This is a genomic window from Asticcacaulis sp. SL142 (assembly GCF_026625745.1).
Taxonomy (GTDB): domain Bacteria; phylum Pseudomonadota; class Alphaproteobacteria; order Caulobacterales; family Caulobacteraceae; genus Asticcacaulis.
In genome coordinates this window covers 2,126,744-2,151,659 of the sequence record NZ_CP113061.1, presented here as the reverse complement: position 1 = coordinate 2,151,659, position 24,916 = coordinate 2,126,744, and the positions used below count along the sequence as shown (strand labels likewise).

Here is a 24,916-nt window from a genome sequence, read left to right as displayed (position 1 = left end):
CTGTAACGCTTGAAATGTCCGGTGACAGGCTGGGGCGACGTTATAGTGTTCGCAGGCTTTGTGCAATTTGAATGATCGTTTTGTTTGCATCGCACAACCGCTTGCCAAGGGCTGAGAAAAATGGTCTTTTAAGCCCACATTCTGGCGCAGGGTTTATCGGCTCTGCGGCGTCATTTAATTTTAAACGATTAGTATCGTTATTACCTTTGGCTTTATTACCTCTGGCCATGATTGTCCGTGGCTTCATTTTGGGCACGCTTTATGTTCATCAGCGTTATTATGTGTACCCGCAATCGCGCCGAACAGTTGCGGCGCGTGCTGGAGACGGCCGCCGTCATGACCGTCCCGGACGGGCTAGACTGGGAAATGGTGCTGATTGATAACGGCAGTTCCGATCACACGCCAGATGTTGTCCAAAGTTTTGCTGACCGTATTCCGATCCGCTATGTGCTGGAGCCGAAGGCGGGTTTGTCCAATGCCCGCAACCGCGGTGTGGCGGAGGCCACAGGTGAATATATCTGCTGGACCGATGATGATGTGCTGATCGATCCGAACTGGCTGTCGGCCTATGCACAAGCCTTTGCGCAAAACCCGCAGGCCAGCGTCTTTGGCGGGGTGATTGAGCCCGTGCCGGAAACCGAATTGCCGGCGTGGTGGCGCGAACATGCCGATGGTTTATTGAATGTATTGGCTGCCCGTGATTTCGGGCCGGACGTGCGTCCTTTGTCACTCGAAGGCCATATACTGCCGTACGGTGCCAACTATGCCCTGCGCGGTGAGGCGCAGCGCAAATATCTCTACGATCCGGGTCTTGGGGTTGGGCCGCACCATAAACGTCTGGGCGAAGAAACCGCCGTCATCCGTGCGATCATGCGTGACGGCAGTGGTGTGTGGGTGCCCGGTGCCCGCGTGCGTCACATGATCCCGGCGGCGCGCCTGACCTATGACTATGTGGGGGTTTATTACCGCTCGGTCGGGGAAACCTGGGCCTATCTGGCGCATCATGGCCGTGAAAACTTCATCGATCCGGTGCCTGTTACAGGTGTAAGAATTGGGAATGTGCCGGTGTGGGTGCTGAAACGGCGGCTGCGGCACTGGCTGGGCTATAAGGTCAGGGCTATGTCCGGCAATATCGGCAGTTCTTTGTGGCACTGGCGCAAATACAGCTATTTTTCGGGCGCGGCCGATTTCTGGCGCCGTGAGAAAAGGCCCGCCGCATGATTACCATCGGCGTTGTCATACCGTTTTATCAGCGGGAAAAGGGAATCCTCAGCAAGGCCTTAGAGTCTGTGGCTGCGCAATCGTTGCCGGAAGATGTCCGGCTTGTCGTCGTGGTGGTCGATGACAGTTCCCCCTTGCCGGCTAAGGAGGCGCTTGAAGGCGTCACCCTCCCGGCCCCGCACCAGTTGATCACGATCCGGCAGGCCAATGGCGGGCCGGGCGGGGCGCGCAACGGCGGGCTGGACTATCTTGATCCGGCTGAGGTCGACTATGTGGCCTTTCTGGATTCCGATGACACCTGGTCGCCTGATCATATTGCTGAGGCGCTCAAGGTGCTCAATGGCGGGGCGGATTTCTACTTTGCCAATTGCGGCTTTAATGATGTCGACTCTTTCAGCCACTGGAATTACATCAAGGCTCGTCACGGCACATTTGGTAGCTATTCACCTGAGTTTGGCGAACTGACCTCAACCGAGGCCGTCAGTGCCATCGTCGATGAATGCCTGCCCCATGCCTCTCAGGTCGTTTATGATTTTCGCCGCCACAGCCGGGTGCGCTTTGATGCGTCCTTTCGTCAGGCCTGCGAAGACCGCTTGTTTTTCATGGATCTCAGCCGCGAATGTGACCGCATCGTCTATACGACACGGTTGATGGGACAGCGCGGAAAAGGGGTGTCGATCTATGATGAAACCCTGGCGTGGGGATCACCCAACGCCCCCAACCGTGTCATCGAAGAATTGCGCTTTCGCCAAAAAATGATGTCGGTCAGCTATTTCGGGGTGGCGAAAAAGTTGCGTATCTTCGGGTCGGCCCGCCAAAGGGTTGATCATCTGCTGTTCCTGATTTTGAGAAACCTGCGCCATAATCCTGAGATCGCAAAGGCGGCGATCGGCAGGTTTGTGCGCGAAGTGCCAATGTTTGGCCTGTTTCTGCCGGTGTCCGTGATCAGCCTGCCGCTGCATTATCTGGCGCTGCGGCGTCAGGCCGGTCTGAGTTAAACCCTCAATTGATCGCCTGACTATTACAATTTACTAAAAGGTTAATGACTGATAACCATGTTCTGCGAGGCGTTGGCGCAGAATGGCGGTGGTCATGATATCGGTCATTATTCCATATTTTCAAAAAGAGACCGGCATTTTAACGCGCGCGTTAGACAATATCGCGGCGCAGACGGTTCAGCCATTTGACATTATCATTATCGACGACAGCAGTCCGTTGTCACCGGACAATGAGGTGGCCATCAGAGCCGAGGCCGAGCGGGCGCGCATCCGTATCATCCGCCAACCTAATGGCGGCCCCGGTGCTGCGCGCAATCGGGGGCTGATGAACCTGAGTCTGGATACCAAATATGTGGCCTATCTCGACTCCGATGACGAATGGGAACCGCACCACCTTGAACGGGCTACGGCGGCCCTGAGGGGTGGGTTTGATTTTTACCTGTGCGACTATTCCTGGCCGGGGCGATCCTCGACAAGGTTTACCCAGTGCCGAATGTTTGAGAACCGTGCGCCGCTTAATGGTCATGCCGATTTTTACGATCTGAGCCGGGATTTTTTTGAGGTTATTTTTTCGCAATATCCGGCCCATATTTCAGCGTCAGTTCTACGTGTAAGTTCACTGGGCCACTTGCGGTTCGATACGCGTCTGCGCCGAAGCTCAGAAGACCAGATGTACTTTCTGGCCATAGCTCAGGCGGGAGCAAGAGTTGTTTTTGATAACCATATGGGCATGTGCCTGAATAATGGTTATAACCTTTACCGCAATCATAAATCGGGCAGCATCCAGTTCTCTGAAGCCTTGTTAGGCAATCTCTATTATCACCGCTTGTTGGGTAGCGGGGCGGTGCAGATGCCGGAACCGCTTAAGGTGCGCAACCGCAATCATATTCGCGGCAACGCGATTGGCTTTGCCAAGTCTGAGATCAAGTACGCGCTGAAATCCGGTCGGACTGATCCGGTGCGCTGGTATAAGATGCTGAGGCTTTTTTTCGCACCAGCTCAGCGTTTGCGCCCGCCGTTCGTTTGATAGACTTGGGGACTGCATTTGTCTTGCGTTGCGGTATGGCGGATGCGATAAATATCTGAATTTTCCTTAAATCATATTTCACAGGGCTTTATAAAAGCCAGCCGTTTAGGGGCGTAAGCGTCATGAATATCCTGTTTAGTTTCGGCAATGGTCACTTTCCGGAATTCAGCGGCGGGGTGCAGTCCAGTACCGACTATCTGGTCAAGGCCATGCAGGCACGCGGCCATAAGGCGTCGGTGCTGTGTTCGCTGTTCGGGGACGGTACTTTCGGGCTTGTGGCCCGTTTGAAGATGAAGCTGACCCGCAAACCGTGGGCGACGGATACTGGTCTGGGCTACGATGTTCGGCGGGCATGGAAGGCTTTGGACGTGGTGCCGACGCTGGTGAAAGACGATCGTCCCGATGTGGCGGTGGTGCAGTGTCACAACACCGTGCCGATTGGGGCTGAACTGCAAAAGCAGGGCGTGCCGCTGGTGGTCTATTTTCGCAATGTCGAATTTGAGGAACTGGGCGGCGATCCGCGTCAGTTTCAGGGCGCGCAGTTTATCTCAAACTCCCAGTTTACCCGTAACCGGTATCGTGAGGCGTTTGGCATAGACTCGCACGTCATCCCGCCGTCGATCGATGTGGCCAAATATGAAACCGAGACGACCGGGCGTTATGTCACCTTTATCAATCCGGTCGCCAAAAAGGGGCTGGACCGCGCCCTTGAGATCGCGGCCCTGTGCCCGGAGATAGAGTTCCTGTTTGTTGAAGGCTGGCCACTTAATGCCGAACAGGAAGCGTCGCTGAATGCGGCCATTGCGCCGTTTAAAAACATCACCTTCATGCGCCGCACCTCTGATATGCGCAACGTCTATGGCCAGACCAAAATCCTTTTGGCCCCCAGCCAGTGGGAAGAAACCTGGGGGCGGGTCGCGTCTGAGGCTCATTGCAGCGGCATACCTGTGCTGGCGGCCAATGTCGGTGGCTTGGGCGAGGCGGTCGGCCCCGGTGGCGTTTTGATGCCGGTGGGAAGCGACACGGCGGATTGGGCGGCGGAGTTAAAGCGGATGTGGTCGGACAGCGATCATTATGCCGCCCTGTCGCAGACGGCGCGGGCCTATGCGCGTCGGCCAGAGATCGATCCGGCGGCTCAGATCGATCAGTTTGAAGCGATTTTGGTTCAGGCTTCGGGCAGCGGGAAAAGATAACGCACATCGCTGTTGGCGGGCGGCGCGGGCGGCGACGATAACTTGTCGCGCAACACGCCGCTTACGACCGGCAGCCATGAGACCGGATCGCCCAGCAGAGCCATTACTGTCGCCACCGCCCCCTTATCGCGTTTGAGATCAAGATAGTGACGATGGCGATAGCGGTTACGGGTCTGGGTTTCGTGCAGGGCTATGGCTTGGCGCTCAGGTGCCGACAGGGGCAGGGCCAACAGATCATGATCAGCATCGGCCAGCCGGCGCAGATCTTCGGTGCGGTGCTGACCGCTTAAGGAATTGGGGCGCACGACCGCGCCATAACCCAAGGTCCGTGTGGTTTTGAACCGCCCGCCTGCCGCCAGCATACGGGCATAGAGGTCGTAATCTTCGCCCAGCCGCAGGCCCTCATTATAGGACAACTTGTGGGCCTTGAGGAAGGCCAGACGGATGACGGGTTTTAGAAAGCCCAGTTCGCCGCGGTGCATGTCATCGCGCGTCAGGTTGCCCAGCACAAAATCTTCAAGGCTTAGGGGGTGGGCATCATCCGTACCCTTGATCTCAAGCGGCGCATCGTAGCCCGTTGGCACAAAGGCGATATTATCAGCGATCATGTCCCAGTCGGCGTGCGGCAACAGGCGGGTAAAACGACCGGGCAACAAAAAGTCATCGGCATCGAGAATGGCGGCCAACTGCCCGCGGCAGACCTCAAGCGCCCGGTTGCGGGCATAGGCGGGGCCATGGTTTTTACCAAGCGACATGACCTCAACCCGTCCGCTACCATCATCGGCATCGCGCGCCACCTGGGCGGTCGTATCTTTTGAGCCATCATCAACGACGATGACCTGTATAACCTCAGGTTGATTAAGGGCTGACGTGATGGCTCTGACGATGGTATCCGCCGAATCCTTGGCCGCAATAATCACGCTGACGCTGGTGGGCAAAAACTTAGGCTCCGTTGAGTTTACAGACAAGCGACTCCGGGAACTGGCAGGCATCACCGGGACGGGTATAGGCCACCCAGTCCACCAGCATGTACAGAGGCTTTTCCGGTTCAATGAAGGTGCCCATCCAATCCGTCAAGGTATTGGTGCCCCACAGGCTGAAAAAGATTTTCTGGGCATTTGACGGCAGGGGGGCGGGGCTTTCAAGCGTGCGGACCAGCACGCCGTTGATGTAATATTTGATGCTGTCGGGTGCCCAGACGAAGGCGTAATTGATGTAATCGCTGTCGGCACTGTAGGGCAGCTTAGGCAAGGTAGCGCCCATGCCCTTGCCGTTCACATAACCGCCGCTTTGGGCGACGCTGGTGTCTTTCAGCAGGACTTCCCAGTCGATCTCATCGTGCGGTTTGCCCTGAGTCGCCCCGATATAGGTAAAGAAAGCACCGTTCAGGCCCGAACCTTTGGGCGTTTTCATGCGCGCTTCGTAGGTGCCATAGCCATAGGTGGCCTTGGTCTGGATTTCACCGCAGCTAAACAAACGGTCAGCCATGGGTTTTTTCTGGAAGCGCAGGTTCAGATTGCCTTTGTAGGCAAAGGTTTCATGCATCGACCAGCCGCAGTTTTGATGGGCACCGTTGCTCCAGCCGTGGGACACGTACCAGAAGGTCTTATCAACCTTATCGAAGTTATCGACGAAGGACGCGCCGCCGGTGACTTGAGCCGTAGCTGGTTGTATCGCAAACAGGGATAAGGCGGCGGTGGTGGCCGCCAGAAACGGCTTGAGCACGGGCTTTAACACTGATCCGGTCATGGCATGTCTCCGCAGAAAGGGGCGATAGCTTAGTCTGACAGACGCCTCAAACGGTCAAAGGGCAGTGCGAACCGCTCATGCTCAGACTAACAAGCGTGCAAATATAATCAACCCGTTCCGTGACAGATTTATACTCAAGACCAAACTGGCTTTAGGCTATACTTAAAGGCCTGAGCGCACAAGGCAAAGACGATATCGGGAAGATATCCTATATTACCTGATTACCTGTAAAAAACAGATGTGGTTTCACACCGATTTAAGGTAAAGATCGTCCCAGAATTCTGAGGCCCGTTCAGAACTGAACTGGGTGTCACAGCCCGCGCGGGCCTGATGGCGCATGGTGCGGTACTGATCGGGGGATTCCAGCAGGGCCTCCAGCCGTTCAATGCCCTGACGAGCGAAGCGCTCAACATTTCCGGCGAACAAGTCCTCGAAGGCGCGGGTGCTGCGGGCGAACCAGTGCGGGCGCCAGTCGGGATCGCCTTCGGTGACGGCCGGGTCAAGCATGATGCCGTTAACCCCGTCCTTGATAAACTCCGGCAGGGCCCCCTGAGCTGAGGCTATGACCGGCGTACCCTGGGCCAGGGATTCGATGGCGCTGTAGCCAAAGGTGTCTGAGAAGGTCAAAAGGGTCGAGGCATAGCTGTCGCCGAGCAGTTTCACGACGCCGGTATTATCAAGCTTTGGGATATGGCGGACATTGGGCAGGTCGAGCAGTTTCAGGTAGGGCTCGTAAAATTCCGGATTGGTCGGGTCTGACCAGATATGGCCGCCGTACTGAAGCGAAGACACGATGGTAAAGGTAAAGGGCAGCTTTTTCTTAAGGCTCAGTTCGGCCATGCGGGCCATGGCGCAGCCGCCTTTGCGGGCAAAGTGATTGCCGATAAAGCTGATCTGGTAATTATCAGGCTGCGGCAGATCGCCGATGTCCGCCACCTCCGGCAGTACCATATTGGGATAGCGCACTTCGGCCTTGGCCCGCAGGGTAGCTTTTTGGGCTGGGCTGAGGTCACTGGCGGCCAGATCACGTTCAAAGTTTCTCAGGGCGTAGTCTGAAATGGCGATGATCTTACGGCACTTCGACGACAGCAGGCGCTTATAGAGAAAGTGGTGATAGGCGGGTTTGTCCTCGATGCCGAAAATGCGCGGCAGGTGCGATTCAAAGCCGATAATATAGGGCTTTGTGGTGACGGGGACACGGTTGAAGGCATGCAACAGATCGCTACCCAGTTCATCGACCGGATTAAAGACCGTCACCCCGTCCAGTGTGCCATTGACCCGGTTGAACGGGACGAAGCGGCGATTGCGTACCCTGTGGCGCGAACGGCGCGGACCGTTAAAGGCCCAAGGATACCCGGTAGGTGCTAACACCTTGATTTGCTTGTCCATCGTATTGGTCTCGAAGTGATACTACAGGCGTGATGAGCAAAAACTGTACCAACGCAGGAACTATCATCTCCAGAGCGACGATGTGGCAGGCATGCCGAGGTGGAAACTCGACCTGATATTAACCTTTATTAAGAATTTATAAACCCTGATTTTTAACCAGCGCCTCAAAGTCGGCGTCGGTTTTACCGCTGAACCGTATCAGGCTACCTCGTAAGATAAGCTCAATGGCTTCGCGCAGCGGTACGGTTTTAGGGACAAGACCGCCCAGATGGGCCTTGATCAGACCGCGTTCACGGGCATCAGCGGCGGTGGTGAAGGCCGGATGCTCCAGAAAATTCTGGCGCACCGCGGCGGGCGTCGCCTTCCATGTGGCTCGTTGCAGGGTCTGGATAGCGCGTTTCAGATTGAGTTCGCGCTGCATATAGGCGGCCTTATCGCCGCCATTACGGGTGGTCGCGGCTTCGTTTTCCATCCACACCGCCAGAGGCTTCATGGCCACATAGATCGGCTCGGTCAGGATGAAGGTGCGGATATATTCCTGCAATACCGCGGTGCAGGTGCAGGTGATCTCGATCGGGCTTTTTGTATGACGCGTCCAGAACAGGCCACCATTGGAGACGCCAATACCCATGATCAGCGACAGCCGGAACATTTCCGGCGTATAGATCCCCTCTTTGAATAGGTGATCGAGTACGCCGTCTGTGCTTAAGGTCGGCACCTCGACATGGCTGTTGAACTCGGTGATCTGGTTGCGCAAGACCAGATTGACCTTATGGTCGCGCACGACAGCGATGTTTTCGGCCATAAACTCCGGCAGCAGGTAATTGTCATCTTCCAGCACACAGAAATAGTCGGCATCGCGCGGATTATTCAGGGTGAAACAGGTATTGATGTTGGCGGAGGCGTATTTCTGCGGCTTGTTTTGTGTGTAGTGAATACGCGGATCGGCCAGTTCGCGCACCACTTCACCCCCCGCCGCTTCCGGGTCATCGTCGTAGATGTCGCACACCCAGTTTTCCCAGGTCTGTTGCTGCAAAGAGGTCAGGGCGCGCCGCAAAAGCTCCGGGCGCTTATAGGTCGGCATCCGTACATGGACGAGGCCAGTTTCAGGGCCGTCGGGTAATTCCGGCATGATGAAATATCCTTAAATAAAATAAACTCGGTACGCTTTAGAGAAAATTTCGATCCAATTTGATCGAAATTTTTTCTAACTCTTTGTTTTATCGCTCTTCTTAATCCATCACATGAAGCCATGCGATGGCGAAACGCTTTAAAAATCAGGTAACCGGCGCGGGCTCAGTCGGTTCAGATTTTGGCTTTGACGGCGGGCCGGGGCGCAGGCGTTTGCGGACATAGCGCGTGGATGGGCGTCGCTCAGACTCCTCCTTTTTCAGGCTGTAGACGCAGATGGCATAGACCAGCATCGACACATCGCTGAACCCGAAGAAGACCTGCACTTCGCCGAAGCTGCGGTAAAGAATGAACAGCATGAACATGACAAAGAACATCTTCTCCGTCGTCGGGGCAATAATCAGTTTATAAAGTGCGGCAATGAAGGTGCCGAGCAGGATCACCGACTGGATCGCCACGCCGATAATGCCGATTTCCACCGCATTGGAAATATAGAGATTGTGGAAATGGAAGCCGCCGCCGGATTTAACGCCAAACTTGAGCCACAGGGCTTCGGCGTCAGGATTGCCAATCACCCAGTAGGCGCGGTAGCCAATGCCGAGCATCGGGTGTTCACGGATGTGGGCAAAGGCGATGTCCCACAATTCGGTCCGTCCGGTCAGGGTCGGGTCCTTACCAAAATAGCGCAGCACGCTGGCGAACATGTCGCTGAAATAGGGGGCGAGCGCCAGACCGGCGACAATGGCCGCCCAGGTGGCAAAGGTCAGAATGGTTATGCGTTGAATGGGCTTCCAGCTACGGGTCAACTGAAACAGCACCATCATCATGACCGGCGGGACAAGGCCCATGATCACCCCGGCCGACTGCGCCTTAAGCAGCAGAAACGGACAGATCGACATGATGCCAAGCGCCACGATCTTAAGCGTGATTTTGACCCGTTTCTCATAAATAAGCGCCAGCGAGAACAGAAACACCATGGCGATGACGGTGGCAAACGCGTTCTTACTGGCGAAAATCCCTTGCCAGGCACCGGCTCCCGGACGCGCACCGAAAATCAGGCACAGGGCCAGCACCATCAGGTTGCAGACAAACAGTATGAAAAACAGATTGCGCGGGGCGACGCGGGTGGCAATCACAATGGCGATAATCAGGGTCAGGGCCAACTGAAAGCCCTGCCGCGCCGTCACCGCCGGATATTGCGACCAGAAGATCGACAGCAGGCAATAGACCGGCAGGATCAGCAGATACCAATGCTTGTTGAGCGCAATCAGGCTGAGCTTAGTGCGATGAAGCATCAACAGCGCGCCAAAAACCAGAAAGGCCAGCGCCGCCCGTGAGGTAAACAAAGGCTCCAGCATCAGGGCCGCCAGACACAGGCAGGTCAGAATGATCGGAATATTAAAGCGCATAATGACGCCGGGATCATAGGGAACCCTGCGGCCCTTATGGGTGTCTTTTTCCTGAACATCTTGGCGGGTAGCCGTCATGACAGAGGTCTTTCTTTGGTGCCGGTAAGTCCGGCTATGTTTCTGCGCGGCAGATACCCTGCCGCATTGACCGCCGCCGGTCCGTCGCACACCACGATCAGCGCTTCCGGATTGCCAAGCCTTTCGGCATGGTTCCAAAGGTCGCGGTATGTGGCAGGGTCTGTCAACAACGGCTCCGTCATAAACCCGTCAGGCACAGTGACTGTGGCGAATGTATCAGCCTCCTGTTGCATGGCAAGGGCTTTAAGTCTGGTGAGGGAATCCGCACCCAGCGCTTTATCGCACAGGATGAGGGCCTGAGCCTTCGTGCCAGCAGAGGCGGTAGTGGATGGCAGGGCCTCTGGGCGGGCGCTGCGTTCGCGCAATGAGCGGTAAAGATTCCCAATCAGGGCAGGGGCGCGGGCCAGTATGCCAATCGCCTTAGTCATCTGCTTCGCCTTAATGGCCGCGACCAGCCGCTCATAGGCCAGATCGGTTTCCATGCCCTTCATACGGGCGTTAAGCGCAGCCTGAACCGGCGCATCAAACGGGCCGCAGTCCGCGACAAAGCGGTTATGATTATCGATCATGTCAGTGAGGATTGTCTTAGACATGCGGTGCGAGATCGAGCCGCCGTGGCGACGGTACAGATAGGTCGGATCGGGTACGACATAGCCTTTGGCTCCGCCCGCCAGCAGACGCACCACCAGATCATAATCTTCGGCGACCTTTAGACCGGTGTCGTAACGCAGCGCGCTTAAGCTTTCCCGCCGGATCAGAGGCTTGATGTAGCCCAGCGTTGGCAGTCCGCTGCGGGCCGTATTGGCGCGAATAAACAACTCGGTGGTCAGGTCAAACGGTTGGGTCAAACCATGATCCAGCATCAGGAACGATATCGGCTGGCTGTTGTCATCATGGAAATGCAGGAGATCATCGGCCACCAGATCGGCATTATGATCGCGGGCGGCAGCCAGAAGCCGCTCCAGCCGTTGCGGGTGCTGGTAATCGTCGGAATCGACAATGGCGATCCACTCGCCACGAGCGGCATCAAGCGCGCGGTTGCGGGCCCTGGCCGGGCCGCCATTTTCCGGCGCTTCGATCAGCCTGACCCGGTCGTCTTCGGCCATGATGGCACGAATAATTTCAACACTGTTGTCAGGGGAGGCATCATCCGAGACGATGATTTCGATATCGCGCACGGTCTGCGACAGGGCCGAGGTCAGCGCCGCGTTCAGAAACCGGCCACCGCGATAGTTGGCCATAATAATGGACACTAAAGGACGGCCAGTCATTTCGGGCGTGGCGGGGGGCAAGGTCATCCTGATCCGGTTTTGTCGCAGATATAGGGCGACTTTAGGGCGGATGTGTTTACGGTCTGTAAACCCTTGCTGCGATGCGGTGGATAGTTACGCCATGGTCATGGGTTTAAGGCCCAGTTCGGCAAACAGATGGGCGTCCGATCCACGCTCAGGGTTGGGCGTGGTCAGCAACTGATCGCCAACAAAGATCGAATTGGCTCCTGCCATGAAACATAAGGCCTGAAGCTCCTCGCTCATCTCATTCCGGCCTGCCGACAGCCGCACCATTGAGTGCGGGCAAACGATGCGGGCGACGGCGATAGTGCGCACAAATTCAATCCCTGAAATGCCGCCCTCAATGCGCGCCTTATCGCCCAGAGGCGTGCCTGCCACCGGCACCAGATTATTGATCGGGATCGAATCCGGGTGGTGGCGCAGGGTCGCCAGTTGATGCAGGAACGAGACGCGATCAGCGCGGGCCTCCCCCATGCCGGTAATGCCGCCGCAGCAGGTTTTCATGCCGACATTTTTGACGGCCTCGAGCGTATCGAGGCGATCCTGATAGGTGCGGGTGGTGACCACGCTGTCGTAATATTCGGGCGAGGTATCAAGGTTGTGGTTGTAGTAATCAAGGCCTGCGTCTTTAAGGGTTTTGGCCTGATCCGGCGTGATCATGCCAAGCGTCGCGCAGGTCTCAAGCCCCAGCGCTTTGACGCCGCCGATCATGGTGGCCAAGGCCGGGACATCGCGGTCTTTCAGATCGCGCCATGCCGCCCCCATGCAAAAGCGTTGCGCTCCGCTGTCACGGGCGGCTTTGGCGGCGGCCAAGACTTCATCCACGGGCATCAGTTTTGAGGCCTTAAGGCCAGTTTTAAAGCTGGCCGACTGGGAGCAATAACCGCAGTTTTCGGCGCAACCGCCAGTCTTGATCGACAAAAGCTGCGATAGCTGAACTTCAGACGGATCAAAGCTCTGACGATGGACGGTGGCCGCGCGGAACACCAGTTCCATGAACGGCAGGTCAAACAGATCAGCGATCTCCGCCTTTGACCAGTCGTGACGAACTGAAACCTGAACGGGATGTACGCTGTCGGCCAAGAGACGGTCTCCTTCTTTGATCGATGGATTAGACCGAAACGCCCCGTAAGGTCAAACGGGCTTGCCAAATCAGCCAGACTATTCTTTGCTGTGCGCCTTAGTGTGGGGAACGATATGCCCAAGGGCCAGCACCGGATTCCGGCGTCGCAAATCATTGATGAACTGGCGGGCAGCCTTGATGGCGACCGGGTCAGTGTCGGTGACCTGCTGGCGCGGCTGGAAGGGCGTGGGATCGGTTTGTTGCTGATCATTCTGGCCCTGCCGATCTGTATTCCCAACGTGCCGGGCATATCAACAGTCTTTGGCCTTTTGCTGCTGCCGCCGTCGATCCAGATGCTGCTGCACCATAAGGCTTTGTGGATGCCGGGCTTCGTCAAGCGCTGGGATTTCAAGGGGGAGGATTTCCGAAAGGTGCTTAAGGCCTGCGCGGGTGTATTGCGTAAGGTTGAATATCTGGCGCGACCGCGCTGGGTGTTTCTGACGCGCGGGCCGGCCATGATCTATCTGGGTTTACAAACCCTGGTCATGGCCCTGATCCTATTGCTGCCCATGCCGGGGGCCAATGTCATTCCGGGGGTGGCGGTGGTGCTGACCGGGCTGGCCATCCTGCAACGTGATGGTATCTTCATGCTGGCGGGGCTTTCGGTGGCCGCAGGCGCCGTAGCCTATGTCTATTACTTTGCCCACTATGTCGTTGATTTCACGATCTGGGCGTACCAGGCCAGCGTGGGTTGGATCGAACAGATTGCCCAAAACTTTCCCATATAAAGATATCTTTATATCTTTATTGCATCGTCTCGCGTCTGCCGTTATAAAGCAGGGAACATTTGAAACGAGATGAGGCGAACCCTATGGGCGACTATATTGTAAAAGACTTGGGCCTGGCCGATTGGGGCCGTAAGGAACTGGACATTGCCGAAGGCGAAATGCCCGGCCTGATGGCGACCCGCGAAGAATATGGCCCTAAGCAGGTCCTCAAAGGGGCGCGTATCGCCGGCTCCCTGCACATGACTATTCAGACCGGTGTGCTAATTGAAACCCTGCAAGCCCTCGGCGCCGAAGTGCGCTGGGCGTCGTGCAATATCTTCTCGACCCAGGACCATGCCGCCGCGGCGATTGCCGCCAAGGGCACGCCGGTATTTGCGATTAAGGGTGAAACCCTTGAAGAATACTGGGACTATGCGCACAAGATTTTTGAGTGGCACGATGGCGGCTATCCGAACCTGATCCTTGATGACGGTGGCGATGCGACCCTGCTGACCGTTCTGGGCCCGAAAGCGGAACAGGATGCCTCCGTGCTCGACAACCCGACCAATGAGGAAGAAGAAGCGCTCTATAAGGTCATGAAGCGCTATCTCAAGGAAAAGCCCGGTTTCTATTCGGCCATCCGTGACGCCATTATCGGCGTATCGGAAGAAACCACCACCGGCGTCCACCGCCTGTACCAGATGGCCCAAAAGGGCGAGCTGCCGTTCCCGGCCATCAACGTCAATGACTCGGTCACCAAGTCGAAGTTCGACAACCTTTATGGCTGCCGCGAATCGCTGGTCGACGCTATCCGCCGCGCCACTGACGTCATGCTGGCCGGTAAGGTCGCGGTTGTGCTGGGCTATGGCGATGTCGGTAAGGGTTCGGCCGCATCACTTCGTAACGGCGGCGCGCGCGTGATCGTCACTGAAGTCGATCCGATCTGCGCCTTGCAAGCCGCGATGGAAGGCTATGAAGTCCGCACGGTTGAGGACGCCGCCGCTCAGGCCGACATTTTCGTCACCGCCACCGGCAACAAAGATGTGCTGCGCCTTGAGCACATGCGCGCCATGAAGCACAACGCGATTGTCTGTAACATCGGCCACTTTGACTCTGAGATTCAGGTCGCGTCGCTGAAGAACTTCAAGTGGGACGAAATCAAGCCGCAGGTGCACCACGTCGAATTCCCGGACGGCAAGAAGATCATCCTTTTGTCCGAAGGTCGTCTGGTCAATCTGGGTAACGCCACCGGCCACCCGTCATTTGTGATGTCGGCATCGTTCACTAACCAGACCCTGGCGCAGATTGAGCTGTGGACCAACAATAAGGCCTATGAAAAACAGGTTTATACCCTGCCGAAGAAGCTGGATGAAAAGGTCGCACTTCTGCACCTTGAAAAGCTGGGCGCTAAGCTGACTATGCTCAATCAGGAGCAGGCCGATTATATCAATGTGCCGGTCGAAGGCCCGTATAAGCCGGAGCATTATAGATACTAATATCGAAAGTCCTTCGCTGTCGCTCAGTGTATTTTCGATATTGAAAACTAAAAAACCCCAAGCCAACGGCTTGGGGTTTTTTGTTTGCAGATTGCCCCCTCCGTCTTTCTCGCTACGCTCAAAAGCCACCTCCCCCGCAGAGCTACGCTTGCAGGGGCGGAGGAATTATGCTGACTTTCTCCTCCCCTGTTTACGGGGGAGGTGGATGGCAGAAGGCCAGACGGAGGGGGCAATGGACGCACTTTATACCATAATCGTAGAATGCGAAGGTGGCACATATATTAGTCAGGTTAATGCTAAAGACGAGCGTCAAGCTTTATTAAAATGGTGCCAAACGTTTCCTTTAGAGGACAAGGTGCCTCAAAACGTGAAACCTTTAGTACATGAAGTTTACACGGAACTAACAGAATATGACGATGAAATAACAGCCTTAAACGGCCTCGTCTCAGCTTGGTGTGCTGATCAGCTATTCAATGATAAACATACCGGTATCAACATCATCAAAACAGCGCCTTAATCCTTTAATTCATTCGGCACCTTGCCGCCGTTTTCGGCCAGCTTTTTCATGACCTGTTTGTGCAGCCAGATATTGTCATCGGCTGAGCCATCATAAGCCCCGCTGAATCCAAGCTCTTCGGCCAGTTCTTTACGCGCTGCATAGCTGGAATCAAGATCAAGTAGCTTCATCAGATCGACGATCGAGGTGCGCCAGTTTGACGGCTGACCATAGTCTTTGGCCAACTGTTCCATAATGGCTTCGACATCGACGGGTTCCATCACCTCAACCGGCGCGGGGGCCACGGTCGGCGCGGGTTGCGCCGCTGCCGGTGCGGAAGGTGCCGCTGGCGTAGGTGCCGCCTTTTTCTTTCCGAAAATAGCGTCCTTGATTTTTGAGAAAATACCCATGATCCGGCTCCTTGGAATGCGCGTTAAAAAAATGGCGTGTTAAGGGCAAACCTTAACACGCCATAAGAGCTGTATCTTGTGCGCCGGTATCACAATATCCGGCGCGGTCTGTTTGTAAGGAACTTATCAGGGCGGTGTTTACTTCACCTTTTTGAACTTCAAGGTCATGCGGTCGGACTCGCCAATCGCATCATATTTGGCGCGGTCAAAGTCCGCGGCGGGTTCCTGACCACGGGCCGCACTTGTGCGAATGGGCTTAAGCGTCCAGACACCAAACGGATGGTCTTTGGTGTCCTTGGGGTTGGCGTTGATTTCGGATTTCGCGACCAGTTCAAACCCGGCTTTTTTTGCGGCTTCGATCACATAGGATTCCGGTACATAGCCGGTGCCGGCCTTCGGGTCTGAGCCTTCCGGGGCGCGGTGCTGTTCGACAGCTAAAATGCCACCGGGCTTAAGCATGGTATTGAACGCGCTCATATAGGCATCGGTTGTGCCGTCCTGACGGGCCCAGTTGTGGAAATAGCGCGCCACCAGAACCATATCGACCGAACCGGCCGGGACTTCATTGACCGTGGGCGACAGGGTATAGGCTTTGACATCGCCCATGATGGCCGGATCACCGGCAGAATAGTTGGCGACATTGCCGACGGCTGCCACATAGGCCCCGCCGGTTGCCTTGGCGTAGGGGGCCAGAATCTCGGTCCACCAGCCTTTGTTGCCAGGGTTGACATCAACCACGGTCATGCCGGGTTTAAGGCCCCAGAAGGTCAGGGCTTCGACCGGATGGCGGTACTGATCGCGGGCGGCATTTTCAGGCGCGCGCCACGCGCCAGAGGCGGCGGCTTTCAGGGCTGCATCTTCGGCCATAGCCGGTGCGCTTACGCAAACTATGGCCGCCCCCATGAGGGCTGCGCCGAACATCCGATGGAAATTGGTCATGAATAGCTCCCGTTATTCTCTGCTGGTTTAACGCCATTAGAGCCCCTTTCCGTCGCCATAACAATATTGCAGGTCATCATTATTGCTGTTTTTGGCAACGCGGGATAAACACAAGTCTGTTGGTTAAGGGGAACAGTTTCATGACGGATATTCACGGGTTTGCAGCGGCTCATCTCGGCCCCGTCAAAGATGCGTTCGCGGCTAATTTTGCCGAAGGTCATGAGCGTGGGGCGCGCTTTACGGTGGTGCAGGACGGGGAGGTGATCCTCGACCTGTGGGCTGGATCGGTCGACCGGGGCGGCGAGGTTGCGTTTACCGATAAGACACTGGTGCCGGTGTTTTCCTCGACCAAGGCCGTCACCGCCCTGATGATCGCGCGGCTGGTCGATCAGGGTAAGCTGGATTATGAAGCCACCGTCGCCAGCTATTGGCCAGAATTTGGTCAGAACGGCAAGGATCAGATTACGCTCGGTCAACTGATTTCTCATCAGGGCGGGATTCCGGGTTTTGATCCGCCACGCGCGCCGGAACTGTGGTTCGATATTCCGGCGGTGCTTGAGGCGATCTGCGAACAAACGCCGCTGTGGACGCCGGGCGAAGGGTCAGGTTACCATCCCTATACGACCGGCTTTATGCTGGGCGAGCTTTTCAGACGCGCCGATGGCCGCACGCTGGGGACGGCGTTGCGTGAGGATATTGCGGGTAAGTACGATCTGGATCTCTATATAGGCACGCCCGAAAGTGAATTTGACAGGATCAGCGACCTGCAAAAACCCTCAACCGTGCCCAATTTCGGTGAGGTCGATGACATCAAAAAAGCGGCGTTTCTGAACAAAGGCGCTTTCCCCGGCGGTCGCGGATCGGCGGAGTGGCGCTCGCTTGAAATGCCTGCCGCCAACGGTCATGCCACCTCTGAAGCGCTGGCGAAGTACATGAACATCATTGCCACCGGCGGCTTTATCGGCGGGGATCGGGTGATATCTTTGAGCGCGTTAGGGCAGGCCTTGCGTGAACGCGTCTATGGCCCCGACCGCGTCCTGCCCTTTAAGCTGTCGTGGGCGGCAGGCTTCCTGCGCAATAAAAACATTCTCATCTACGGCAAGAACGAACGCGCTGTCGGTCATTCCGGCAATGGCGGGTCGATGGTCATGGCCGATCCGGATAAGAAGCTGTCGGCGGCCTATGCCATGAACCGGCAATCCAATTACCTGATCGGTGATCCGCGCTCGGTACGGCTGATGGATTGTGTTTATAACTGTATTTAAATGCTTTTTTCAGAGAAGGGATACCCCCTCTGATATAAATCAATGATTTATATCAGCTCCCCCTGCAACAGGGGGAGTTCTCATTGAGCCACGCGATCAAGGTAGGCTTCCGAGCGCATCTCTTCCAATCGTGACACCGTACGCTCGAACTCAAACGCGCCGTCGCCCTTGGGGTAGAGATCCGCCGGTTCGGCCTCGGCCAGAACGACCAGCTTGGTGCCTGCCTCATAGAGCGCGTCAATAAGGGTCACAAACCGGCGGGCTTCGTTGCGTTTATCGATGCTTAAGCGCGGCACATGGTCGATAAAGACGGTGGTGAAGCGCTCCGCAATCGCCAGATAATCTTGCGCGCCATTATTGGCCGCGCACAGCTCAGCAAATGACGCCCGCAACAGGGGCCCCGCCGCCCGCTTGAACTCTAAGCGACGCTCATTGACCTCAAGGCACGCACCGGTTTCCGTCAGGTTTTTGGTCAGCTTGGCCCACAGGGCGTTGTAGGTGGCGACCTCAGTACCTGACTCTGACGGCGTGAAATAGACCTTTGAGCCTTTGAGTCGATCCAGCCGGAAATCCTTGGGGCCCTTGACCTCAAGCACCTTCATCTTTTCCGCAATCATACGGATAAACGGCGCAAACAGGTCGCGGTTCAGGCCGTTTTTGTAAAGCTCATCCGGGGCCCGGTTAGAGGTGATGACGACGATCACCTTGCGCGCAAACAGGGCTTCAAACAGCCGCCCCAACATCATGGCATCGGCAATATCGGTGACCTGTAGCTCATCGAAACACAGCAGTTTCGAGCGCTTGGCAATCAGTCCGGCAATCGGCGCAATCGGGTCATCGCCTTTATGGGTGCCAAAAATGGCTTTGCGCGTCTTCGCGTCGCTTTCGCGCCATTGTTTCACATAGCCGTGCACCTCGGCCATAAAGGTGTGAAAATGGATGCGGCGCTTGGACGGGAATCTGATCTGATCATAGAACAGATCCATCATCATCGACTTGCCGCGACCGGGCAGGCCCCACAGATAAAGTCCGTAAACTCGCGGGCTGATCCCTAAAAACTGCCGCCAGAATGATTGAGAGCGGTAAATCTTACATTCCAGTTTGATCAGCACGTCAATCGCCGCACTCTGGGCCGGATCGGGGGTCAGGTCGCCGGATTTGATCAGGCGTTTGTACTGGGATTTAATGGCGCTGCTCATGCCGTCAGCCTTAGCAAAACTTGATGATGATCGCGTTAAAAAAATGCCGCATCTGCGTAAAGCCTGCCCACTGTGTCAAATCGGCGCGTTTATCACCCGGTAACAGAAGGTTTTAAGCCTGCGGATCGGTTTTTTGCACACCCCCTGTTAACGCTTAACTGGCAGCGTTCTTGCTTGGGTTTGTTTCGGAATGTTTCATTTTTGGAAAGCCGCGTGAACGGTGGTGAAACATCGAAGCAAAGGGAGTGTCCGATGAAGGTTCTATGCGTTGAGGATAACAGCACCCATTCCCGCATGATCGATCTCATGCTGGCGGCGACCGGGGTTGAGGTCGACTTTGTCCGCAATGGCGAAGAGGCGGTCGAGGCCTATCAGGAAGACGAATATGACGCGATCCTGATGGATATTCAGATGCCGGTCAAATCGGGCATAGAAGCCACGCGCGAAATCCGCCAGATCGAAGAAGGCTTCCACCTTAGCCACTGTCCGATCCTGCTGGTGACCAGCAATGATGACGAAGACCACATTAATGAGGGCCATGCCGCCGGCGGCGACGGGTTCCTGAAAAAGCCGTTTACTTCTGAGGGGCTTTTGGGGGCGCTGGACCGCGTCCTGATCGGGGCCAACCGCACCGGGTTGCACAGCGTGCTCAATGCCAATCACATATACTTTCGATAGTTCTGCTGAATAACCAGATTACGAAAAAGCGTTTTCATTATCCACACACTGCTGTATAGGGCGCGCATCCGTTTTTGCGTGCGCGGTCGAAGTCGAAAAGCACGCATATCGGCCGCAGATTACGGCCAGTTGAGGAGTATGCGCGATGTCTTATCGTGTTGCAGTTGTAGGCGCTACCGGCGCCGTGGGTCGCGAAATGATGGCGACTCTCGAAGAAGTCAATTTCCCGATTAAGGACATTTACGCGGTCGCTTCGCGCAAATCGATTGGGGTTGAAGTCTCATTCGGCAACCGCACCCTCAAATGTCTTGATCTGGAAACCTTTGATTTCACTAAGGTCGATATCGTGCTGATGAGCGCGGGCGGCGACGTGTCTAAGGCCTGGTCGGAAAAGATCGGCAAGCTTGGCCCGATCGTCATCGACAATTCCTCGGCCTGGCGTATGGACCCGGACGTGCCGTTGATCGTGCCGGAAGTGAACCCGGACGCCATCTGGGACTGCAAGAAAAAGAACATCATCGCTAACCCGAACTGCTCGACCATCCAGATGGTTGTGGCCCTAAAGCCTCTGCACGACGCGGCGGTGGTTAAGCGCGTCATCGTCTCGACCTATCAGGCGACGGCCGGTGCCGGCAAAGAAGGCATGGATGAGCTGTGGAACCAGACCAAGGCTGTATTCGTCATGGGCGATGTCCCGGCCAAGAAGTTCTCCAAGGAAATCGCTTTCAACGTCATTCCGCACATCGACGTCTTCATGGAAGACGGCCAAACTAAAGAAGAGTGGAAGATGAAGGTCGAGACGAAAAAGATTCTCGATCCGAATATCGAAGTGTTTGCCACCTGCGTGCGCGTGCCGGTGTTTGTTGGTCACTCGGAATCGATCAATGTCGAGTTTGAAAACCCGATCGACGAAGACGAAGCGCGCGAAATCCTGCGCGAAGCCCCCGGCATTTCCGTGATCGATAAGCGCGAAGCGGGCGGCTATATCACGCCAAAAGAATGTGTCGGTGAGTTTGACACCTTCATTTCGCGTATCCGCAAAGACCCGTCAGTCAAGAACGGTCTCGCCTTCTGGTGCGTGTCCGACAACCTGCGCAAAGGCGCGGCGCTCAACGCCGTGCAGATTGCACAGCTTCTTGATGAACGTGGGGTTCTGACGCCAGTTACAGCTTAAAGATCGCTCATAAAAGGTGATCGTTTTAGCCGGCAGAACCCCCAAGGTTCTGCCGGTTTTTCGTTGTTTGCCCCTTCATAATCTTGTACCCGATGACCTGTATCGTTTGATACATTTTGCAAAGTATAATGCCATGTCCTCCCCCGGCACATCTTCACAACCTTCCGGTTCTTTCCTGACCTCGCCCATCGGGCTGGCTATCATGTGCTACGGCGTATGGGGCTTTGCGCCGCTGGCCTATCTGCCGCTCAAAGCCATTGATGCCGGGGCGCTGGAGATTATGGCGCATCGATCCGTGTGGGCGCTGCTGTGGTCGTTCGGTCTGGTCATTCTGACCAAGCAACTGCCCGAAGCCATGTCCTATTTCCTCAAGCCCAAGCTGGCGCTGCTGCTCCTGTTATCGTCGGTGATGATCGCCATCAACTGGGGCGTGTTCGTGTGGGCGGTGACCAATCAGCACACCATGGAAACCTCGCTGGGGTACTACCTCAACCCGCTGATCAATATGGCGGTGGGGGCGGCGTTCTTCCGCGAGCGGCTCGATATCTACGGTAAGATCGCCATCGGCATGGCGGTGGTCGGTGTCGGTGTGCAGGCTTTGGCGCTGGGCCATATTCCCTATATCGGCCTGACCATCGCCATTAGTTTTGCCGCCTATGGCATCATCCGTAAGCAGGTGCCAGTCACGGCTCTGGGCGGACTGTTCGTTGAGTGCGTGTTCCTGTTTGTGCCGTCGATCATCTATCTGTGGTGGTTTGAAGCGACGGGGCAGGGCCATTTCTTTGATGCGCCGTCCAATGCCTTCTGGTTTATCCTGACCGGGCCGGTGACCGTGCTGCCGCTGGCGCTGTTTTCATTCGTGGCGCGCCGGTTGGCCCTGTCGACCATGGGCTTTATCCAGTTCATTGCGCCCACCATCAGCTTTTGCATCGGCCTGTTTCAGGGCGAACTGTTCACGCCTTTGCGCGCTCTGTCGTTCGCCTTTATCTGGGGCGGGGCGCTGATTTTCGCGTTTGGGGCCTGGCGGCGGTTTAAGGAACTGAAAACGGCCGCCTGAATTATGGCCTGGAATTATGCCGTGTTTTTTAATCCGGCATGATCTCCGGGCCACATCGGCTCAGGGGCCAACGCCACGGCGGGCCGTCCGAACAGGTAGCCTTGCATGAGTTTCACGTCCATATCCTGTAAAGCGGTGTATTCTTCGACGGTTTCGATACCTTCGCAAATGACCTGAATATCCAGTTCGGTCAGTATCTTAATCGTGTTTTTGAGGATAACGCGCTTAACCCGGTCTTTATCGATATCGCGGATAAGATCCATGTCGATCTTGACCAGATCCGGCTGGAACTTCGATAGCAAGCTAAGGCCCGCATAGCCTGACCCAAAGTCATCAATCGCCGTCTTAAAACCCATGGCGCGATAGGATCGTAAGATGTTCAGCAGATGGACGGTGTCAAGCTTCTCGGTTTCCGTGAACTCGAAAATGATATTCCGTAGCGGGAAATCATTTTTCATCGCCGCAGCTAAGGTAAGTCGAATACAGGCGCGCGGCTCATAAACGGCGTTGGGCAGGAAATTGATCGACAGGTGCGTGCCGTTTTGGGCGAAGTTCAGACCGGCGGCCAGCTCAATGGCCTTAACCCGGCAGGCCTGATCAAAGGCATAGCGGTTTTGGTCTGACACCTGAGACAAAACCTGGCCAGCACCTTCGCCATTAACGCCGCGAACCAGGGCTTCGTGAGCAAACACGAAGCCTTCCGCCACATTGACTATCGGCTGAAAGGCCATGGTGATCGGCAACTCAAAGCCGACCCCATCGCGGCAGCCGTTACAAGAGGTTTTATCAGACATGCGATGACTCCAGATGCCAGATAAAGTAATCTAAACTGAAATCATTAAAAACTTTCTGTAGGCGGCGGTTTCACCCGCGCCTTTACAAACTCAGGATTTCACGGGCGCGTTTAAGGTGCAGGCGCTCGATCATCTCACCGTTTACCGACACCACGCCGGCTAAGGCATTTTCCGGCGCTTCATAGGCCAAAAGCACCGCCTGCGCCCAGGCGATCTCGGTGGCGTTGGGCGAGAAGGCGATCTCGCAGCCTTCGATCTGAGACGGGTGGATCAGGCTCTTGCCATCAAAGCCCAACGCCTTGCCCTGCACACATTCGGCGCGGAACCCGGCTTCGTCCTTAAAGGCATTATATACCCCGTCGAGCGCGATCAAGCCGTAAGCGCGGGCATAGAGCACGATCTGGCTGAGGGCATAACGCAGTTCAATGCGTTTGGGCGTCGAGGCGGCGCGCAGGCCGCTGCGCAGATCGTTAGGCCCGGCGATCAGCCCCTTGAGCGGCTGCTTACCGGACAGTTTGGCAATGTCGGGTAATCTGACCACTCCCATCGGGGTCTCGATCATGGCCCACAGATCCACTTCGGGCATCATAAAGGCCATGTCCTCAATCGCCTGCGGGCTGGCGACCTTGGGGATGACAATGCCGTGCAACCGTCCGGCGGCAAACAGGTCACCAAAGGCTTTTAAGTCCGGCTCCGCTGTCTCCGGATTGACCCGCACCATGCGGTAAGGTGTCGCGAAATCACCGGCCCCGGCGGTCTCGATCAGGCCCTCAAGTGCTGCCGCCTTGACTGTGTCGCCGACGGCGTCCTCAAGGTCAAAAATCAACGCGTCGGCCTTCAGGCTATGCGCTTTCGACAGGGCTTTGGGGTTGCCGCACGGGATAAACAAAACGGAACGGAACATGGAAAACCTTATGCGGCTGGGCTTCTGTGGATTTTGAACACCTTATCGACCTGAGTCTCCAGTTTTTTGGTCCACTCAAGCTCAAAAGCGTCGATATCGGTTTTAAGCTGTTCCATCGTCGTGGCGCCAATGATGGTTGAGGTCACAAACGGGCGGCTATCGACGAATTTCAGGGCCAGTTGCTCAGGCGATAATCCCAAGATCCGCGCCAGGTCAACATAGGCATCAATGGCCTCGATCCCGCCCGGTCGTTCATAGCGCCCCAGCCGTTCAAACAGGGTCTTGCGCGCGCCGTCAGGTCGCGCCCCGCCCTGATACTTGCCGGTCAGATAGCCCTGCGCCAGCGGGGAATAGGCCAGAAGCCCAACCTGCTCACGCAACGCCACCTCAGCCAGCCCATATTCAAACACGCGGGTGACGAGGTTGTAACAATTCTGGATCGACGCCGGGCGGGGCAGGCCGCGCTTATCGCTCTCGGCGATAAAGCGCATCAGGCCCCACGGGCTCTCATTCGACACGCCAAAATGGCGGATATTGCCCTTTTTGATGTGGGCGTCGAGGCTTTCCAGAATGGTCTCAAACGCCTCATAGTCGGCGTCATAATCAACATAGCTGTGGAAGCCAAACCCCGGATAGCGCCGGTCGGGCCAGTGCAATTGATAAAGGTCGATATAGTCGGTTTGCAGGCGTTTCAGCGATCCCTCGACGGCCTCATCGATATGGGCGCGGGTGTGGCGCGGGCCGCCTCTGATCCACTTCATCATGTCTTCGCGGCCGGTGACCTTGGAGGCCAGAACGATGTCCTGACGCTTGCCCGTCGCCTTGAACCAGTTGCCGATAATGGTCTCAGTCGCTCCGTAAGTTTCGGCCTTGGGCGGCACGGCATAGACCTCAGCGGTATCAAAGAAGTTGATGCCGCGGGAGGTCGCATAGTCCATCTGGGCGTGGCCCTCGGCCGCGGTATTTTGCTGCCCCCAGGTCATGGTGCCCAGACATACGCGGGAGACCTTAATGCCGGTGCGGCCCAGTTCGGAATAGTTCATCAAAAACTCTCAAAATTTCATGGGTTTGCCGTCTATCACGAAGCCTTTATAGAATTGTGAAGGCGGGACTTGCGAAGAATTGGCAATTTCACCATATAATATGCTACACTAAGCTTTAAGTTCCATATGGTTGGAAACGGCAAA

Annotated in this window: 25 protein-coding genes; 11 read left to right on the top strand and 14 right to left on the bottom strand. The window is 56.0% G+C overall.

Going from position 1 to position 24,916, the window contains the following annotated elements; genetic code table 11:
* Positions 1-40: 40 nt before the first annotated feature.
* Positions 41-229 carry a hypothetical protein gene (locus OVA03_RS09770; protein ID WP_267524093.1) on the bottom strand — a complete coding sequence of 63 codons (189 nt, stop codon included), beginning with the start codon at positions 227-229 and terminating at the stop codon, positions 41-43.
* A gap of 32 nt (positions 230-261) precedes the next feature.
* On the opposite strand from OVA03_RS09770, the gene OVA03_RS09765 reads away from it, so the two are divergent.
* From OVA03_RS09765 to OVA03_RS09750, 4 genes are all read left to right on the top strand, one after another.
* Entirely contained in the window at positions 262-1,221 is a 960-nt protein-coding gene (locus tag OVA03_RS09765) for a glycosyltransferase (RefSeq protein ID WP_267524092.1), read from the top strand.
* On the top strand, positions 1,218-2,219 hold the full coding sequence (locus tag OVA03_RS09760; protein ID WP_267524089.1) for a glycosyltransferase family A protein: 1,002 nt from the start codon (positions 1,218-1,220) through the stop codon (positions 2,217-2,219). Before OVA03_RS09765 ends, OVA03_RS09760 begins: the two co-directional genes overlap by 4 nt.
* A 94-nt stretch (positions 2,220-2,313) precedes the next feature.
* Positions 2,314-3,246 carry a glycosyltransferase family 2 protein gene (locus OVA03_RS09755; protein ID WP_267524086.1) on the top strand — a complete coding sequence of 311 codons (933 nt, stop codon included), beginning with the start codon at positions 2,314-2,316 and terminating at the stop codon, positions 3,244-3,246.
* 122 nt (positions 3,247-3,368) lie between these two features.
* Positions 3,369-4,439: a glycosyltransferase gene (locus OVA03_RS09750; RefSeq protein WP_267524084.1), complete on the top strand. Its 1,071-nt coding sequence runs from the start codon at positions 3,369-3,371 to the stop codon at positions 4,437-4,439.
* Here OVA03_RS09750 and OVA03_RS09745 read toward each other — a convergent pair.
* The 7 genes from OVA03_RS09745 to bioB all read right to left on the bottom strand — a co-directional run bounded on the left by OVA03_RS09745 (position 4,412) and on the right by bioB (position 12,570).
* Positions 4,412-5,377, bottom strand: a complete 966-nt coding sequence (locus OVA03_RS09745; RefSeq protein WP_267524083.1) for a glycosyltransferase family 2 protein — start codon at positions 5,375-5,377, stop codon at positions 4,412-4,414. The two genes, OVA03_RS09750 and OVA03_RS09745, sit on opposite strands and share 28 nt — an antisense overlap.
* 4 nt (positions 5,378-5,381) lie before the next feature.
* Positions 5,382-6,188: a family 16 glycosylhydrolase gene (locus OVA03_RS09740; RefSeq protein WP_267524080.1), complete on the bottom strand. Its 807-nt coding sequence runs from the start codon at positions 6,186-6,188 to the stop codon at positions 5,382-5,384.
* Between the two features lie 246 nt (positions 6,189-6,434).
* Positions 6,435-7,577: a glycosyltransferase family 4 protein gene (locus OVA03_RS09735; protein ID WP_267524078.1), complete on the bottom strand. Its 1,143-nt coding sequence runs from the start codon at positions 7,575-7,577 to the stop codon at positions 6,435-6,437.
* A 136-nt stretch (positions 7,578-7,713) separates the two neighbouring features.
* Positions 7,714-8,709: a glycosyltransferase family 2 protein gene (locus tag OVA03_RS09730; protein ID WP_267524075.1), complete on the bottom strand. Its 996-nt coding sequence runs from the start codon at positions 8,707-8,709 to the stop codon at positions 7,714-7,716.
* 145 nt (positions 8,710-8,854) lie between these two features.
* Entirely contained in the window at positions 8,855-10,195 is a 1,341-nt protein-coding gene (locus OVA03_RS09725; protein ID WP_267524072.1) for an O-antigen ligase family protein, read from the bottom strand.
* Entirely contained in the window at positions 10,192-11,493 is a 1,302-nt protein-coding gene (locus OVA03_RS09720) for a glycosyltransferase family 2 protein (RefSeq protein WP_267524070.1), read from the bottom strand. Before OVA03_RS09720 ends, OVA03_RS09725 begins: the two co-directional genes overlap by 4 nt.
* A gap of 87 nt (positions 11,494-11,580) precedes the next feature.
* Positions 11,581-12,570, bottom strand: coding sequence for a biotin synthase BioB (gene bioB / locus OVA03_RS09715; RefSeq protein ID WP_267524068.1), 990 nt, complete (start codon positions 12,568-12,570; stop codon positions 11,581-11,583).
* Positions 12,571-12,684: 114 nt separating this feature from the next.
* On the opposite strand from bioB, the gene OVA03_RS09710 reads away from it, so the two are divergent.
* The 3 genes from OVA03_RS09710 (at position 12,685) to OVA03_RS09700 (ending at position 15,330) form a co-directional block, all read left to right on the top strand.
* Entirely contained in the window at positions 12,685-13,338 is a 654-nt protein-coding gene (locus tag OVA03_RS09710; protein WP_267524066.1) for an exopolysaccharide biosynthesis protein, read from the top strand.
* Between the two features lie 83 nt (positions 13,339-13,421).
* Positions 13,422-14,813 carry an adenosylhomocysteinase gene (gene ahcY / locus OVA03_RS09705; RefSeq protein WP_267524064.1) on the top strand — a complete coding sequence of 464 codons (1,392 nt, stop codon included), beginning with the start codon at positions 13,422-13,424 and terminating at the stop codon, positions 14,811-14,813.
* Positions 14,814-15,018: 205 nt separating this feature from the next.
* Complete coding sequence (locus OVA03_RS09700) at positions 15,019-15,330, top strand: hypothetical protein (RefSeq protein ID WP_267524061.1); 312 nt, start codon at positions 15,019-15,021, stop codon at positions 15,328-15,330.
* Here the strand turns inward: OVA03_RS09700 and OVA03_RS09695 are convergent.
* The gene (locus OVA03_RS09695) at positions 15,327-15,719 is read right to left on the bottom strand and encodes a DUF3597 domain-containing protein (RefSeq protein WP_267524060.1); all 393 of its coding nucleotides are present in this window, start codon (positions 15,717-15,719) and stop codon (positions 15,327-15,329) included. The genes OVA03_RS09700 and OVA03_RS09695 overlap by 4 nt on opposite strands.
* A gap of 138 nt (positions 15,720-15,857) precedes the next feature.
* Complete coding sequence (locus tag OVA03_RS09690; protein WP_267524057.1) at positions 15,858-16,658, bottom strand: class I SAM-dependent methyltransferase; 801 nt, start codon at positions 16,656-16,658, stop codon at positions 15,858-15,860.
* Between the two features lie 140 nt (positions 16,659-16,798).
* Here OVA03_RS09690 and OVA03_RS09685 point away from each other — a divergent pair, with 140 nt between their 5' ends.
* On the top strand, positions 16,799-17,923 hold the full coding sequence (locus tag OVA03_RS09685; protein ID WP_267524055.1) for a serine hydrolase domain-containing protein: 1,125 nt from the start codon (positions 16,799-16,801) through the stop codon (positions 17,921-17,923).
* 80 nt (positions 17,924-18,003) lie between these two features.
* On the opposite strand, the gene zapE is transcribed toward OVA03_RS09685, so the two are convergent.
* Positions 18,004-19,122, bottom strand: coding sequence for a cell division protein ZapE (gene zapE / locus OVA03_RS09680; RefSeq protein ID WP_267524053.1), 1,119 nt, complete (start codon positions 19,120-19,122; stop codon positions 18,004-18,006).
* Positions 19,123-19,374: 252 nt separating this feature from the next.
* Here zapE and OVA03_RS09675 point away from each other — a divergent pair, with 252 nt between their 5' ends.
* From OVA03_RS09675 to rarD, 3 genes are all read left to right on the top strand, one after another.
* Positions 19,375-19,800, top strand: a complete 426-nt coding sequence (locus OVA03_RS09675) for a response regulator (RefSeq protein WP_267524051.1) — start codon at positions 19,375-19,377, stop codon at positions 19,798-19,800.
* 145 nt (positions 19,801-19,945) lie between these two features.
* The gene (locus OVA03_RS09670) at positions 19,946-20,974 is read left to right on the top strand and encodes an aspartate-semialdehyde dehydrogenase (RefSeq protein WP_267524049.1); all 1,029 of its coding nucleotides are present in this window, start codon (positions 19,946-19,948) and stop codon (positions 20,972-20,974) included.
* 133 nt (positions 20,975-21,107) lie between these two features.
* Positions 21,108-22,031: an EamA family transporter RarD gene (gene rarD, locus OVA03_RS09665; protein WP_267524048.1), complete on the top strand. Its 924-nt coding sequence runs from the start codon at positions 21,108-21,110 to the stop codon at positions 22,029-22,031.
* A 14-nt stretch (positions 22,032-22,045) separates the two neighbouring features.
* On the opposite strand, the gene OVA03_RS09660 is transcribed toward rarD, so the two are convergent.
* From OVA03_RS09660 to OVA03_RS09650, 3 genes are all read right to left on the bottom strand, one after another.
* A complete protein-coding gene (locus OVA03_RS09660) occupies positions 22,046-22,825 on the bottom strand; it encodes an EAL domain-containing protein (protein WP_267524046.1) in 780 nt (259 codons plus the stop codon).
* Positions 22,826-22,907: 82 nt separating this feature from the next.
* Positions 22,908-23,729: an HpcH/HpaI aldolase/citrate lyase family protein gene (locus OVA03_RS09655; RefSeq protein WP_267524045.1), complete on the bottom strand. Its 822-nt coding sequence runs from the start codon at positions 23,727-23,729 to the stop codon at positions 22,908-22,910.
* A gap of 8 nt (positions 23,730-23,737) precedes the next feature.
* Positions 23,738-24,772, bottom strand: a complete 1,035-nt coding sequence (locus tag OVA03_RS09650) for an aldo/keto reductase (RefSeq protein WP_267524042.1) — start codon at positions 24,770-24,772, stop codon at positions 23,738-23,740.
* Between the last annotated feature and the right edge of the window lie 144 nt (positions 24,773-24,916).

Excerpts from the sequence above, each read along its gene's own strand:
- OVA03_RS09650 (WP_267524042.1), bottom strand. The coding sequence starts at position 24,772 with ATGAACTATTCCGAACTGGGCCGCACCGGCATTAAGGTCTCCCGCGTA.
- OVA03_RS09655 (WP_267524045.1), bottom strand. The coding sequence starts at position 23,729 with ATGTTCCGTTCCGTTTTGTTTATCCCGTGCGGCAACCCCAAAGCCCTG.
- OVA03_RS09690 (WP_267524057.1), bottom strand. The coding sequence starts at position 16,658 with ATGACCAATTTCCATCGGATGTTCGGCGCAGCCCTCATGGGGGCGGCC.
- OVA03_RS09685 (WP_267524055.1), top strand. The coding sequence starts at position 16,799 with ATGACGGATATTCACGGGTTTGCAGCGGCTCATCTCGGCCCCGTCAAA.
- OVA03_RS09720 (WP_267524070.1), bottom strand. The coding sequence starts at position 11,493 with ATGACCTTGCCCCCCGCCACGCCCGAAATGACTGGCCGTCCTTTAGTG.
- zapE (WP_267524053.1), bottom strand. The coding sequence starts at position 19,122 with ATGAGCAGCGCCATTAAATCCCAGTACAAACGCCTGATCAAATCCGGC.
- OVA03_RS09725 (WP_267524072.1), bottom strand. The coding sequence starts at position 10,195 with ATGACGGCTACCCGCCAAGATGTTCAGGAAAAAGACACCCATAAGGGC.
- rarD (WP_267524048.1), top strand. The coding sequence starts at position 21,108 with ATGTCCTCCCCCGGCACATCTTCACAACCTTCCGGTTCTTTCCTGACC.
- ahcY (WP_267524064.1), top strand. The coding sequence starts at position 13,422 with ATGGGCGACTATATTGTAAAAGACTTGGGCCTGGCCGATTGGGGCCGT.
- OVA03_RS09750 (WP_267524084.1), top strand. The coding sequence starts at position 3,369 with ATGAATATCCTGTTTAGTTTCGGCAATGGTCACTTTCCGGAATTCAGC.
- OVA03_RS09770 (WP_267524093.1), bottom strand. The coding sequence starts at position 229 with ATGGCCAGAGGTAATAAAGCCAAAGGTAATAACGATACTAATCGTTTA.
- OVA03_RS09735 (WP_267524078.1), bottom strand. The coding sequence starts at position 7,577 with ATGGACAAGCAAATCAAGGTGTTAGCACCTACCGGGTATCCTTGGGCC.
- OVA03_RS09695 (WP_267524060.1), bottom strand. The coding sequence starts at position 15,719 with ATGGGTATTTTCTCAAAAATCAAGGACGCTATTTTCGGAAAGAAAAAG.
- OVA03_RS09760 (WP_267524089.1), top strand. The coding sequence starts at position 1,218 with ATGATTACCATCGGCGTTGTCATACCGTTTTATCAGCGGGAAAAGGGA.
- OVA03_RS09755 (WP_267524086.1), top strand. The coding sequence starts at position 2,314 with ATGATATCGGTCATTATTCCATATTTTCAAAAAGAGACCGGCATTTTA.
- OVA03_RS09700 (WP_267524061.1), top strand. The coding sequence starts at position 15,019 with ATGGCAGAAGGCCAGACGGAGGGGGCAATGGACGCACTTTATACCATA.
- OVA03_RS09765 (WP_267524092.1), top strand. The coding sequence starts at position 262 with ATGTTCATCAGCGTTATTATGTGTACCCGCAATCGCGCCGAACAGTTG.
- OVA03_RS09670 (WP_267524049.1), top strand. The coding sequence starts at position 19,946 with ATGTCTTATCGTGTTGCAGTTGTAGGCGCTACCGGCGCCGTGGGTCGC.
- OVA03_RS09675 (WP_267524051.1), top strand. The coding sequence starts at position 19,375 with ATGAAGGTTCTATGCGTTGAGGATAACAGCACCCATTCCCGCATGATC.
- OVA03_RS09730 (WP_267524075.1), bottom strand. The coding sequence starts at position 8,709 with ATGCCGGAATTACCCGACGGCCCTGAAACTGGCCTCGTCCATGTACGG.
- OVA03_RS09710 (WP_267524066.1), top strand. The coding sequence starts at position 12,685 with ATGCCCAAGGGCCAGCACCGGATTCCGGCGTCGCAAATCATTGATGAA.
- OVA03_RS09740 (WP_267524080.1), bottom strand. The coding sequence starts at position 6,188 with ATGACCGGATCAGTGTTAAAGCCCGTGCTCAAGCCGTTTCTGGCGGCC.
- OVA03_RS09660 (WP_267524046.1), bottom strand. The coding sequence starts at position 22,825 with ATGTCTGATAAAACCTCTTGTAACGGCTGCCGCGATGGGGTCGGCTTT.